The sequence below is a fragment of the Streptomyces sp. NPDC021562 genome (assembly GCF_040640875.1).
Classification (GTDB): domain Bacteria; phylum Actinomycetota; class Actinomycetes; order Streptomycetales; family Streptomycetaceae; genus Streptomyces.
On record NZ_JBFACN010000011.1, the window covers coordinates 262,544 to 274,667 of the forward strand.

Annotated in this window: 11 protein-coding genes; 5 read left to right on the forward strand and 6 right to left on the reverse strand. The window is 71.8% G+C overall.

Translation table 11 applies throughout. The features are described 5' to 3' along the window. Window positions 1-20: 20 nt before the first annotated feature. From AB0G52_RS19480 to polX, 3 genes are read right to left on the reverse strand one after another with little or no spacing between them, the layout of a single operon-like run. Window positions 21-389, reverse strand: a complete 369-nt coding sequence (locus tag AB0G52_RS19480) for a helix-turn-helix domain-containing protein (RefSeq protein WP_132891471.1) — start codon at window positions 387-389, stop codon at window positions 21-23. Next, on the reverse strand, window positions 386-640 hold the full coding sequence (locus tag AB0G52_RS19485) for a hypothetical protein (protein WP_132891472.1): 255 nt from the start codon (window positions 638-640) through the stop codon (window positions 386-388). Before AB0G52_RS19485 ends, AB0G52_RS19480 begins: the two co-directional genes overlap by 4 nt. A gap of 47 nt (window positions 641-687) precedes the next feature. After that, a complete protein-coding gene (polX, locus tag AB0G52_RS19490) occupies window positions 688-2,427 on the reverse strand; it encodes a DNA polymerase/3'-5' exonuclease PolX (RefSeq protein WP_361337491.1) in 1,740 nt (579 codons plus the stop codon). 132 nt (window positions 2,428-2,559) lie between these two features. Between polX and AB0G52_RS19495 the strand changes: the two genes are divergently transcribed. The 3 genes from AB0G52_RS19495 to AB0G52_RS19505 all read left to right on the forward strand — a co-directional run bounded on the left by AB0G52_RS19495 (window position 2,560) and on the right by AB0G52_RS19505 (window position 4,976). Next, window positions 2,560-3,408 (forward strand): TIM barrel protein, encoded by an 849-nt coding sequence (locus AB0G52_RS19495; RefSeq protein WP_132891474.1) that lies wholly within the window; start codon window positions 2,560-2,562, stop codon window positions 3,406-3,408. A 39-nt stretch (window positions 3,409-3,447) separates the two neighbouring features. Next, the gene (locus tag AB0G52_RS19500) at window positions 3,448-4,341 is read left to right on the forward strand and encodes a 2-hydroxy-3-oxopropionate reductase (RefSeq protein WP_132891475.1); all 894 of its coding nucleotides are present in this window, start codon (window positions 3,448-3,450) and stop codon (window positions 4,339-4,341) included. 392 nt (window positions 4,342-4,733) lie between these two features. Continuing rightward, entirely contained in the window at window positions 4,734-4,976 is a 243-nt protein-coding gene (locus tag AB0G52_RS19505) for a hypothetical protein (RefSeq protein ID WP_132891476.1), read from the forward strand. Window positions 4,977-5,141: 165 nt separating this feature from the next. Here the strand turns inward: AB0G52_RS19505 and gcl are convergent, their stop codons facing one another. Beyond that, the gene (gene gcl / locus AB0G52_RS19510; protein ID WP_361337494.1) at window positions 5,142-6,926 is read right to left on the reverse strand and encodes a glyoxylate carboligase; all 1,785 of its coding nucleotides are present in this window, start codon (window positions 6,924-6,926) and stop codon (window positions 5,142-5,144) included. Between the two features lie 199 nt (window positions 6,927-7,125). Between gcl and AB0G52_RS19515 the strand changes: the two genes are divergently transcribed. Next, the gene (locus AB0G52_RS19515; protein ID WP_132891478.1) at window positions 7,126-7,797 is read left to right on the forward strand and encodes a hypothetical protein; all 672 of its coding nucleotides are present in this window, start codon (window positions 7,126-7,128) and stop codon (window positions 7,795-7,797) included. A 66-nt stretch (window positions 7,798-7,863) separates the two neighbouring features. Here the strand turns inward: AB0G52_RS19515 and AB0G52_RS19520 are convergent, their stop codons facing one another. Then, window positions 7,864-9,480 (reverse strand): AMP-binding protein, encoded by a 1,617-nt coding sequence (locus AB0G52_RS19520; RefSeq protein ID WP_361337497.1) that lies wholly within the window; start codon window positions 9,478-9,480, stop codon window positions 7,864-7,866. After that, window positions 9,477-11,150, reverse strand: a complete 1,674-nt coding sequence (locus tag AB0G52_RS19525; protein WP_361337498.1) for an AMP-binding protein — start codon at window positions 11,148-11,150, stop codon at window positions 9,477-9,479. The genes AB0G52_RS19520 and AB0G52_RS19525 overlap by 4 nt, the downstream gene beginning before the upstream one ends. Window positions 11,151-11,278: 128 nt before the next feature. Here AB0G52_RS19525 and AB0G52_RS19530 point away from each other — a divergent pair, with 128 nt between their 5' ends. Beyond that, entirely contained in the window at window positions 11,279-12,112 is an 834-nt protein-coding gene (locus AB0G52_RS19530) for a LuxR C-terminal-related transcriptional regulator (protein ID WP_132891481.1), read from the forward strand. Window positions 12,113-12,124: the final 12 nt, after the last annotated feature.

Here is a 12,124-nt window from a genome sequence, read left to right on the forward strand (position 1 = left end):
TGTTGAAAATTCGGCGTCCCTCAGCTCTCCTTGTCCCGGTTCAGGTAGTTGTACACGGTGAAGCGGCTCACGCCGAGGGCGCTCGCCACGGTCTCCACGCCGTGCCGTACCGAGAAGGCGCCCCGTGCCTCCAGTGTGCGCACGACCTCCTGCTTCGCCTTGCGGTCGAGGTCGGCGAGCGGCTTGCCCTGCTTGCGCTCCATGGCGGCCAGGATGTGGTCGAGGGAGTCGGCGAGCTGCGGCAGCCGTACGGCGACCGCGTCGACGCCCTCCCAGGCGAGCACGACGTCGTCGGGACCGGCCTCGTCGGGCGGGAGCAGTTCCCCGCCCATGGCGTCGACCAGGGGCTTCACGGCCGTGATGAAGGGCTCGTCGCCGTTTCCGGTCATTGCCGGCCGCCCTCTCCCACCACGTTGACCTGGAGCGAGATCCGGGTGGCCCCGGCCTGCAGGGCCCTGCGCAGCAGCGTGTCCACGGCGGTGAGCACGGCGTCCGAGCCGCCCTCCGCCGTGTTCCCGAACGGGCCGACGTCCACCGCGTCCAACTGCGCGCCCTCGATGACCTCCCGGGCGACCAGCGCGTGCGCGGGGGCCTCGTCGAGGTCGAAGGGCTCGGTCGTGAACTCCACTCTCAATCGCACGGGCACAACCTAACGCGCGGCAGGGTTCTTCGGGCAGTCCTCCCGGGTCACCGGCCCTTGCGCAGGAAACTCCGCAGCCGCCGCTCGGGCCAGGTGTTGATCACGTCGTCCGCGGTGAGCCAGCCGCGCTGGGCGGTGCCGATGCCGTAGCGCATGGTGTCGAGGTGCGGGACGGCGTGCGCGTCGCTGTTCACGGCGAACCGCACGCCGTGCCTGCGGGCCCGCAGGATGTCCTCGTCGCGCAGGTCGAGGCGGTCCGGGTGGGCGTTGATCTCCAGGGCGGTACCGGTGCGGGCGCAGGCGGCGAAGACCGCGTCGAGGTCGGCGTCGACGGGAGGCCGCCTGCCGATGAGGCGGGTGGTGGGGTGCCCGATGATGTTCACGTACGGGTTGTCGCAGGCCCGCAGCAGGCGCCGGGTCAGGGCTTCGCGGCTCTGGTTGAAGTGGGAGTGGACCGAGGCCACGCACAGGTCGAACCCGGCGAGGAAGTCGTCGGGCCAGTCCACCTCGCCCCCGGGGCCGATGTTCAGCTCGGTGCCGTGCAGCAGCCGCAGGCCGCCGCGCCGGCCCCGGGTCGGGCAGGTACCGTCGAGGGCGCGGACCTGCTCGCGCTGGGCGAGCATCCGCTCGTCGGTCATGCGCTGCATGGCCATGTCGGGTGCGTGGTCGGTGATCGCGTAGTAGGCGTAGCCGCGCCGGGCGGCGGCCTCGACCATCTCCGTGAGCGGGGCGAGGCCGTCGGTGAGGTCGGTGTGGGTGTGCAGGTCGCCCCGCAGGTCCGCCTCGGTCACCAGGTCGGGCAGTTCGCCGCGCAGGCCGGCCTCGATCTCCCCCCGGTCCTCGCGCAGGGTGGGCGGGATCCACGGCAGGCCGAGGCGGTCGTACACCTCCTCCTCGGTCCGGGAGACGGTCCTCGCGCCGCTCTCGACGTCGAACAGGCCGTACTCGGAGAGCTTGAGCCGGTGGTGCACGGCCCGTTCCCGGGTGCGGATGTTGTGGGCCTTCGAGCCGGTGAAGTACTGGAGCGCGGCGCCCCAGGAGTCCGGCGGTACGACCCGCAGGTCGACGGCGAGTCCCCGGTCGGTGCGCACGGACGTCTTCTTCTCGCCCTGCCCGATGACCTCCGTGACGTACGGCAGCGCGGTGAAGGCCCGCATGACGGGGGCCGGCCGCCGCGCCGCCACGAGGACGTCGATGTCGCCGATCGTCTCGCGCATCCGGCGCAGCGATCCGGCGTAGGCGCAGCGCTCGCAGCCGGGCACGGCGGACAGCGCGGCGACGACGTCCTCGGCCAGGCCCATGGCCACGTCGAGCCGCGCCCGGCCGCCGGCCGACCTGAGCAGTTCGATGCCGTGCAGGATGTTCTGCTCGGTCTTCGGCCCGAAGCCCTTGAGGTCGCGCAGCCGTTCCTGGTGGATGGCGTCAGCGAGTTCGTCGACCGAGCGGACGCCCAGCTCCTCGTAGAGGGCCAGCGCCTTCCGGGGCCCGAGGGTGGGGACGGCGGTCAGCCGCCGGACGCCCGCCGGGATCTTCGCGCGCAGGTCCTCCACGGCCGCCACCCGGCCGTCGGCGAGGAACTCCAGGATCTTGTGCGCGAGGGACTTTCCGACGTTCGGGATCTCCTGGAGTCCCTTGAGGTCGAGCGTGGCGACGTCGGCGTGGTGGCCGCCGACCGAACGGGCGGCCTTCTCGTAGACGCGCGCCTTGAACGCGTCTCCGCCGGTGATCGAGATGAGGTCCGCGTACTCCTGGAACAGCGCGGCGACCTCGTCGTTGGACCGGGCCATGCCTTCAGGGTAGGGCGCGGTCGCGCGCGGACGCTCTTGACATCCTTCCCCGACCACAGGCAGTCTTCCATTAAGCAGAAACGAACTTCCGCAATACGGAAACTCGAACAACGGAAGGGAGCATCGGCCCCCATGCCGGGTTTCGCACGGAGCACAGCCGCAGAGCAGCGCTTCACCGTCAACCTGTCGATCCTCTTCACGGAACTCCCGCTGCTCGAACGCCCCGCGGCCGCCGCCGCGGCCGGCTTCACCGCGGTCGAGCTGTGGTGGCCCTGGGTCGACTCCCCCACACCCGCACGCTCCGAACTCGACGCGCTGCGCGGCGCGATCACGGACGCGGGCGTCCGGCTCACCGGCCTGAACTTCTACGCCGGACAGCTGCCGGGACCGGACCGCGGCGCCCTGTCGGTCCCGGGCGAGGAGTCGGAGCGGTTCCGCGCCAACCTCGACGTGGCGGCCGGTTTCGCCCACTCCCTCGGCTGCCGGTCGCTCAACGCCCTGTACGGCAACCGCGTGGCCGGCACGGACCCGGCCGAGCAGGACGCGCTGGCGCTGGAGAACCTGGTCCGCGCGGCAGCGGCTGCCGACCGCGTCGGCGCGGTCCTGCTGATCGAGGCGCTCAACGCACCGGAGTCGCCGCGGTACCCGCTGGTGTCGGCGCCGGCCGCGGTCGCGGTCGTCGACCGGGTGAACGAGGCGTCGGGACTCGGCAACGCGCGCTTCCTGATGGACCTCTACCACCTGTCCGTGAACGGCGAGGACCTCCCGTCGGTGATCGAGCGGTACGCCTCGAAGACCGGCCATGTGCAGATCGCCGACAACCCGGGCCGCGGCGCCCCCGGCACCGGCTCCCTCCCCCTGGAGGAACTCCTCGGCCGGCTGCGGAAGGCCGGTTACGACGGCTGGGTGGGCCTGGAGTACAAGGCGGGCGACCGCCCGAGCTCCGAGGCCTTCGACTGGCTCCCCCGCGAAGCGCGCTGAACTCCCCCATTGCCAGAGCAGTCAGAGAGGCACCCCGATATGACCGACACCCTGCCGAAGATCGCCTGGATAGGCCTCGGCATCATGGGCTCACCGATGTCCGAGAACCTCCTCAAGGCGGGTTACGACGTCACCGGGTACACCCTGGAGCAGGACAAGCTGGACCGGCTGGCCGCCGCGGGCGGCACCGCCGCGGCCTCGATCGCCGACGCGGTGCGCGACGCCGACGTGGTCATCACGATGGTGCCCGCGTCACCGCAGGTCGAGGCCGTCGCCTACGGCCCGGACGGCATCCTGGCGAACGCCCGCCCCGGCACCCTGCTCATCGACATGTCGTCCATCACCCCGGAGACCTCCGTCGACCTCGCGAAGGCCGCCGCGGACCAGGGTCTGCACGTCCTGGACGCGCCCGTGTCGGGCGGCGAGGCGGGCGCCGTGGAGGCCGTGCTGTCCATCATGGTCGGCGGCGAGCAGGCCGACTTCGACCGCGCGAAGCCCGTCTTCGAGGCGCTCGGCAGGACCGTCGTGCTGTGCGGTCCGCACGGCGCGGGCCAGACCGTGAAGGCGGCGAACCAGCTCATCGTCGCCGTCAACATCCAGGCGTGCGCCGAGGCCGTCGTCTTCCTGGAGAAGTCCGGCGTGGACCTGACGGCCGCGCTCGACGTCCTGGGCGGCGGCCTGGCCGGCTCGACCGTGCTGGCACGCAAGCGGGACAACTTCCTGAACCGCGACTTCGAGCCGGGCTTCCGCATCGACCTGCACCACAAGGACATGGGCATCGTGACCGACGCGGCCCGCCGTGTCGGCGCGGCCCTGCCGGTGGGCGCCGTGGTGGCGCAGCTGGTCGCCTCCCTGCGCGCGCAGGGCGACGGCGGCCTGGACCACTCCGCGCTGCTGCGCGCGGTCGAGCGCCTGTCCGGCGCGCGGGTCTGAGCCCCACCCCGAGACTTCCGGGCGGCGCCGCCGCCGACATCTGTCCTGTCGCGCCCAGGCGTCGGCGCCGCCCGGAAACCCCCGTCGACGAAGCGTCGACGCCCCTGCCCGGCAGCGGCCGGGCGGGGCCCACGAACGGCCCGCGACCACCGGGCGGCCCGGATGAGGGGTTGCCGTCCGGACCGGTGCGCGGGCGGGGCGAGGACCGCGGCGGCGTGCGAGCCAGTGCGGTGGTGAAGGAACCGGGGGCCCTTCCCGACCAGAGGGAAGGCCGCTCCGGCTCCGTCGCACCCGCCGCGGTCCCAGCCTTCCGGTCACGCGCCGGACGCGGACACCACCCGCGTCCGGCGCTTCGGCGTGCGTCCGTGCCCCCGCCGCAGGAGCCTTGAGGCATGACAGCACACCCACCGACGGAGTTCCCCCGCATCGTCGTGCACGCGCCCGCCCTGGACGGGTCCCGGCGGGTCACCGAGGGGGACGTCACCCTCGGCATCGCCTCGCACCTGGACGACGTCATCGAGATCCTGCGGATGGCCGACCTGGACCGCATCGAGGTCGAGGAGAGCGACCTCATCGAGTGGCAGGGCGGCGGCCCCGACGACTGGCCGGGACTGACCGAGCACCCCGAACCCTGACGTAGCGGCACGAATGCGGCGGCCGATTCTCAAATTATCCTCTGAACGTCGTTCAGCATGCTTCAACAGCCCGAGGCGTCGGGCATATTCAGCGCACAGGGAGCCCGCCGGCACGGGGGCGGCGGGCTCCTCTTCGGACTTCTCCTCGCAGGTGACGCGAGCGGGTCAGACCCGCAGGGCCCTGATGGACGTCGGCGCGTGTCCCGGCTCGGTCGCGAGTTCCTCGAACTCGACCACGTCGGAGATGTCGTTGGTGGCCGACATGGAGATGTCGGTGACCCGCTCCAGGATCGCCTCCACCACGACCGGCACCCGGTGCTCGGCGGCCAGCTTCTTGGCCTGCTCGAAGGCCGTGCCCAGGTCCGCCGGGTCGAGGACCCGGATCGCCTTGCACCCGAGGCCCTCGGCCACCTTGACGTGGTCGACGCCGTAGACGCCCAGCTCGGGCGAGTTGATGTTCTCGAACTCCAGCTTGACCTGGAAGTCCATCTCGAACGCCCGCTGCGCCTGCCGGATCAGGCCCAGATAGGAGTTGTTGACCAGCACATGGATGTACGGGATCTTGTGCTGCGCGCCGACCGCGAGCTCCTCCAGCATGAACTGGAAGTCGTAGTCCCCGGAGAGGGCCACCACGGGCGCCTCGGGGTCGGCCTTCGCCACGCCGAGGGCCGCCGGGATCGTCCAGCCCAGCGGCCCCGCCTGACCGCAGTTGATCCAGTGCCGGGGCCGGAAGACGTGCAGCATCTGGGCGCCGGCGATCTGCGAGAGGCCGATCGTGGAGACGTACCGGGTCTCCGGTCCGAAGGCCCTGTTCATCTCCTCGTAGACCCGCTGCGGCTTGATCGGGATGTCGTCGAAGTGGGTACGGCGCTGGAGGGTGGCCTTCTTCCGCTGCGCGCGGGCGGCCCAGGCGGTCCGGTCGGGCAGCTCGCCCGCCGCCTTCAACTCCCTGGCCACCGCGACGAACAGCTCCAGCGCCGCCTTCGCGTCGGAGGCGATGCCGAAGTCCGGGGCGAAGATCCGGCCGATCTGGGTCGGCTCGACGTCGACGTGGACGAACGTCCGGCCGGCCGTGTAGACGTCCAGCCTGCCGGTGTGCCGGTTGGCCCAGCGGTTGCCGATGCCGAGGACGAAGTCGGACTCCAGGAACGTCGCGTTGCCGTAGCGGTGCGAGGTCTGCAGGCCCACCATGCCGGCGTTCAGCTCGTGGTCGTCGGGGAGCACGCCCCAGCCCATCAGGGTCGGGACGACCGGAATCCCCGTCAACTCGGCGAACTCGACGAGGAGTTCCGCGGCATCGGCGTTGATGACCCCGCCGCCCGCGACGATCAGCGGACGCTCGGCCGCGTTCAGCATCCCGGTCGCCTTCTCGATCTGGGCGCGGGTGGCGGCGGGCTTGTAGACGGGCAGCGGCTCGTACGTGTCGGGGTCGAACTCGATCTCGGTGAGCTGGACGTCGATCGGCAGGTCGACGAGGACGGGACCGGGACGGCCGGAGCGCATCAGGTGGAAGGCCTGCTGGAAGACGCCCGGCACCTGGGCCGCCTCCAGCACGGTGACCGCCATCTTCGTCACCGGCCTGGCGATGGCGGTGATGTCGACGGCCTGGAAGTCCTCCTTGTGGATCACCGCGGTGGGGGCCTGGCCGGTGATGCAGAGGATGGGGACGGAGTCCCCGGTGGCCGAGTACAGGCCGGTGATCATGTCGGTGCCGGCGGGGCCCGACGTGCCGATGCAGACCCCGATGTTGCCGGGCCGGGTGCGGGTGTAGCCCTCGGCCATGTGCGAGGCGCCCTCGACATGGCGGGCGAGGGTGTGGGAGATGGCGCCGGAGGCCTTCAGCGCCGCGTAGAAGGGGTTGATCGCCGCGCCGGGCACCCCGAACGCATCGGTGACGCCCTCGCGCCGGAGGATTTCGACTGCCGCGCGGGCAGCGGTCATACGAGCCATCGAGAACTCCTGCTTTCGGCTGTCGGATGCCTGCTCCCGTCGCGCCCCGCGGTGAGCGGAATTCCGCATTATGGAAAGTAACTTCTGCTATCTGGAATCAATGTAGGTGGGGGTGCGAACGTCGTCAAGAGACGGACAACCCGGCCCCGGCAGGGGCACCATGGGACGGCTGAACCGACGCGACGCCTGAGGTGGGGCCATGTCCGAGAGCGTGCCGGTGCGCTGTCCGGCCTGCCGGCGCGAGCACGTCTACACCGCGCCCTCCTATCCGTGCGCGTGTGGCGCGCCGGTCACCCCGAGCCTCGACGGCACTGCCGACGTGACGGCGGTGGCGCACCGCGCGTGGGACGAGGACTGGGTGACGGTGAGCTGCGGTTCCTGCGGCCGCCGGGACCAGTGGCCGCAGCCGGAGGTGGGCTGCCCGTGCGGGGCGGTGCTGCGCGTCCCGGTGGCCGGCACCGTGTCCGCGCCGGCCCCCGGACCCGAACCCCGGGGCGCGTTCCGTCCCGTGACGATCCGCACCGCCCGGGACGCGGTCACGGCCGCCGCGCTCTACCTGCGCTGGCTCGGCTACCGGGACGTCCGCCGCGCCGACCAGCGGCCGCCGTCCGGGGTCGGGCTGGCCGCACGGGGGCTGGTGGCGCAGGTGGAGCCGGCCCTGCGGGCGGCCTCGCGACGTGACGTGGAGTGCCTGTGGCTGACGGCGATGACGGAGGGGGTCGGCTGCGCGTACTTCTCCCTCGCGGGGTACGCCGAGGACGCGCGGGAACGGGCCGACGCTCTGGTGGTGCCGTTGTTCGTGCTGGACTTCACGGGGACGCCTCAGCCGGTGAACGGGCACGCCGAGGAGCTGCGTGGCGCAGGCGGGTGATCACCTGCGGGCCGGTGCGGGCTTGTCGCGACGTTCCGCGCCCCGGCCGAAGGCTGACGGGGCGCTTCAACCGGTGGCGTATCTCTCCCTCAGTTCGATCTTGCGGACCTTGCCCGAGACCGTCATCGGGAAGTCGTCGAGGATCTGGAGGCGGCTCGGCACCTTGTAGTGGGCCAGGCGGCCCGCGCAGAAGGCGCGGAGTTCGTCCACGGTGGGCGGGGCCGCCGGGTCGTGCGGGATGACGCAGGCCAGGACCTCCTCGCCGTACGTCTCGTGCGGTACCCCGACCACCTGGACGTCGCGGACCGCGGGGTGGCCGTAGAGGAACTCCTCGATCTCGCGCGGGTAGATGTTCTCCCCGCCCCGGATGATCATGTCCTTGATCCGGCCGACGATCTCGACGTACCCGTCCTCGCGCATCGTCGCCAGGTCGCCGGTGTGCATCCAGCGCCCGGGGTCGACGGCCTCCGCCGTCCGCTCGGGCTCGTTCCAGTAGCCGAGCATCACGCTGTAGCCGCGGGTGCACAGCTCACCGGCGGTGCCGCGGGGCCGGGTGATCCCGGTGGCCGGGTCGACGACCTTGACCTCCAGGTGCGGCAGGACCCGGCCGACCGTGCCGGTGCGGTGTTCGAGGTCGTCGTCGATCCGGGTCCCCAGCGAGACCGGGCTGGTCTCCGTCATGCCGTAGCAGATGGAGACCTCCGCCATGTGCATCTCGGCGACCACCCGCTTCATCACCTCGACCGGACAGGGCGAGCCCGCCATGATGCCGGTGCGCAGCGTGGAGAGGTCGTAGGAGGCGAAGCCGGGGAGGTTCAGCTCCGCGATGAACATGGTCGGCACGCCGTACAGGGAGGTGCAGCGCTCCTGCTGGACCGCCTCCAGGGTGGCCTTCGGGTCGAAGGACGGGGCCGGGATCACCATGCAGGCGCCGTGCGAGGTGGCCGCGAGGTTGCCCATCACCATGCCGAAGCAGTGGTAGAAGGGGACGGGGATGCAGATCCGGTCCTGCTCCGTGTAGGAGATCAGTTCCCCGACGAAGTAGCCGTTGTTGAGGATGTTGTGGTGGGAGAGCGTGGCGCCCTTCGGGAAGCCGGTGGTGCCCGAGGTGTACTGGATGTTGATGGGGTCGTCGCAGGACAACTCCGCGGCACGGGAGCGCAGTTCCTCCCCGCTGCCGGACGTCCCGCGCGACACCAGCGCGTCCCAGCTGCGGTCCCCGACGTACACGGTCTCGCGCAACTGCGGACACCGGCCGCGCACTTCCTCGACCATCGCCCGGTAGTCGCTGCTCTTGTGGCTCAGCGAGGCGAACAGCAGGCGGATCCCCGCCTGGTTGAGGACGTACTCGACCTCGTGGGTGCGGTAGGCCGGGTTGATGTTGACCATGATCGCGCCGATCCGGGCGGTGGCGTACTGCACCAGCACCCACTCGGCGCAGTTGACCGCCCAGATGCCCACCCGGTCGCCCTTGGCGATCCCGCTCGCGAGCAGCGCCTGCGCCAACCGGTCCACGTCGGCGGTGAGTTCGGCGTACGTCCAGCGGCGCCCGGAGGCCACCTCCACCAGCGCCTCACGGTCGGGCCAGCCGGCCGCCGTGCGGTCGAGGTTGGCGCCGATGGTGTCGCCGAGCAGGGCGGTGCCATCGGTGCCGTGGGTGTACGACGGTTCCTGGGAGGTCACCGGAAGTCCTCCTCGCGGTACTCCTCGGCCGAGCCCGCCGCGGTGGCCTCGCGCAGCTCGATCCGGCGGATCTTGCCGGACACCGTCTTGGGCAGCGGGGCGAACTCCAGCCTGCGGATGCGCTTGTACGGCGCCAGGACCTGCCGGGAGTGCTCGAAGAGCACCTTCGCGGTGTCCGGGCCGGGCTCCCAGCCCGCGGCCAGCACGATGTACGCCTTGGGCACGGCGAGCCGCAGCTCGTCCGGCGCCGGCACGACGGCCGCCTCGGCCACCGCCTCGTGTTCGAGCAGGGCGCTCTCCAGCTCGAACGGGCTGATCTTGTAGTCCGACGCCTTGAACACGTCGTCCGCGCGGCCGACGTAGGTGATGTAGCCGTCCTCGTCCCGGGAGCCGATGTCGCCGGTGCGGTAGTAGCCGCCGGCCATCGCCTCCGCCGTGCGGTCGGCGTCGCCGTGGTACCCGGTCATCAGGCCCACCGGCCGCGCCGACAGGTCGAGGGCGATCTCGCCCTCCGCCGCACCCGGCGCGCCCGACACCGGGTCGAGCAGTTCCACGCGGTACCCGGGGCTCGGGCGGCCCATCGAGCCGGTCTTCAGCGGCTGCCCCGGGCTGTTGGAGACCTGTACGGCCGTCTCCGTCTGGCCGAACCCGTCCCGGATGGTGACGTTCCAGGCCCGCCGGACCTGCTCGATCACCTCGGGGTTGAGCGGCTCACCGGCCGCCACGACCTCCCTGGGCGGGGTGGCCAGCTGGGTGAGGTCGGCCTGGATCAGCATCCGCCACACGGTCGGCGGGGCGCAGAAGGAGGTCACCCCGTGCCGGTCCATCTCGGCCATCAGCCGGCCCGCGTCGAAGCGCGTGTAGTTGTGGATGAAGACGGTGGCCTCGGCGTTCCAGGGTGCGAACAGGTTCGACCAGGCGTGCTTGGCCCAGCCCGGCGAGGAGATGTTCAGGTGCACGTCGCCGGGCTTGAGGCCGATCCAGTACATGGTGGCCAGGTGCCCGATGGGGTACGAGGTGTGGGTGTGCTCGACCAGCTTGGGATGGGCGGTGGTACCCGAGGTGAAGTAGAGCATCAGCGGGTCGTCGGCGAGGGTCGGGCCGTCCGGCACGAAGTCGGGGGCGGCGACGTATGCGTCCTCGTACGGCTCCCAGCCCGCCACCGGCACCCCGCCCACCGCGATCCGGGTGTAGGCCCCCGGCACCTCGTCGAACTTGGCCGCGTCCTCGGCGCGTACGAGCACGTGCTTCACCCGGCCCCGGTCCACCCGGTCGCGCAGGTCGGCCGGGCCGAGCAGCGGGGTCGCCGGGATGACGACGGCACGCAGCTTCATCGCGGCGAGCGCGGTCTCCCACAGCTCGGCCTGGTTGCCGAGCATGACGAGGATGCGGTCCTCGGGCTCGACACCCCGGGCGCGCAGGTGGTTCGCGACCCGGTCGGAGCGCTCGGCCAGCTCGGCGAAGGACAGCTTCGTCTCGGAGCCGTCCTCCTCCACGATGTGCAGGGCGGTGCGGTCGTTGCCCTCGGCGATGACGTCGAACCAGTCGAGCGCCCAGTTGAAGTGGTCCGGACGCGGCCACTCGAAACCCTCGTAGGCGGTGGCGTAGTCCGTCCGGTGTTCCAGCAGGAAGTCCCGTGCCCTGCGGAAGTCCTCCGTCGCACTCGTCATACGCGTCTCCTTCGGTACCGGACCATTGCCGGGCGGCTCTCTGGCATCGTGTAATCCGTGATGCAGGTCTCACTACCCCCGAACGGGGGTGTGGACCGCACGAGGCCGGGGTCGAAGGGGCAACACAGGTGGCAGCAGAGGTCGCGGGGGCGGTCGAGATACGCGGTGCGCTGGCCAGGCTCCGGCGTGTCACCGGGCTCCCCATCGCCTTCGGCGGACTGGTCGAGGCGGGCCGGACGCAGATGCGGATCAGCGAGCTGAGCGGCACCCACACGATGTCCCTGCGCTCGCTCGCGGTGACCTCGGGCAACGGCCTGGGCGGCAAGGCGGTGGCGCTGGCCCGGCCGTGCGCGGTCACCGACTACTCCGTCTCCCGGCAGATCAGCCACGAGTACGACATCCCGGTGGCGGCCGAGGGCATCCGCTCGGTCCTCGCCGTACCGGTGGTGGTGCGCCGCCGGGTGCGGGGCGTGCTGTACGGGGCGCTGCGCACGGCCCAGCCGCTCGGCGACCGGACGCTGGGCGCGGCGGTGGCGGCGGCCCGGGACGTGGAACAGGCGCTGGTCGTGCAGGACGAGGCCCGGGGGCTGCTGGCCGCGGCGCGGCCGGAACCCGCCGTCGTGGCGGAGCCCGGAGCCGCGTGGGAGCAGGTGCGGGAGGCGCATGCGGCGCTGCGGGCGCTGGCGCCGCGGATCACCGACCCCGAACTGCGCGCCGAACTCCTGGCCGCCTGCGGTCTGCTGACCACCTCGGCCCCGGGCACCGGAGCCACCCTGGCCCCCCGTGAGCTGGACGTCCTCGCCTTGGTGGCGGCGGGCGCGACCAACGCGGCGGTGGCCCAACGGCTGGGGCTGCGGCCCGAGACGGTCAAGGGCTATCTGCGTTCGGCGATGCGGAAGCTGGGCGCGCACACCCGGGGGGAGGCGGTGTCGACGGCTCGTCGCACGGGGTTGCTGCCATAGCCCGGACGGGAC

Bases quoted from the DNA above. Each gene is read 5' to 3' on its own strand.
- polX (WP_361337491.1), bottom strand. From the start codon at position 2,427: ATGGCCCGGTCCAACGACGAGGTCGCCGCGCTGTTCCAGGAGTACGCG.
- AB0G52_RS19500 (WP_132891475.1), top strand. From the start codon at position 3,448: ATGACCGACACCCTGCCGAAGATCGCCTGGATAGGCCTCGGCATCATG.
- gcl (WP_361337494.1), bottom strand. From the start codon at position 6,926: ATGGCTCGTATGACCGCTGCCCGCGCGGCAGTCGAAATCCTCCGGCGC.
- AB0G52_RS19480 (WP_132891471.1), bottom strand. From the start codon at position 389: ATGACCGGAAACGGCGACGAGCCCTTCATCACGGCCGTGAAGCCCCTG.
- AB0G52_RS19505 (WP_132891476.1), top strand. From the start codon at position 4,734: ATGACAGCACACCCACCGACGGAGTTCCCCCGCATCGTCGTGCACGCG.
- AB0G52_RS19495 (WP_132891474.1), top strand. From the start codon at position 2,560: ATGCCGGGTTTCGCACGGAGCACAGCCGCAGAGCAGCGCTTCACCGTC.
- AB0G52_RS19515 (WP_132891478.1), top strand. From the start codon at position 7,126: ATGTCCGAGAGCGTGCCGGTGCGCTGTCCGGCCTGCCGGCGCGAGCAC.
- AB0G52_RS19525 (WP_361337498.1), bottom strand. From the start codon at position 11,150: ATGACGAGTGCGACGGAGGACTTCCGCAGGGCACGGGACTTCCTGCTG.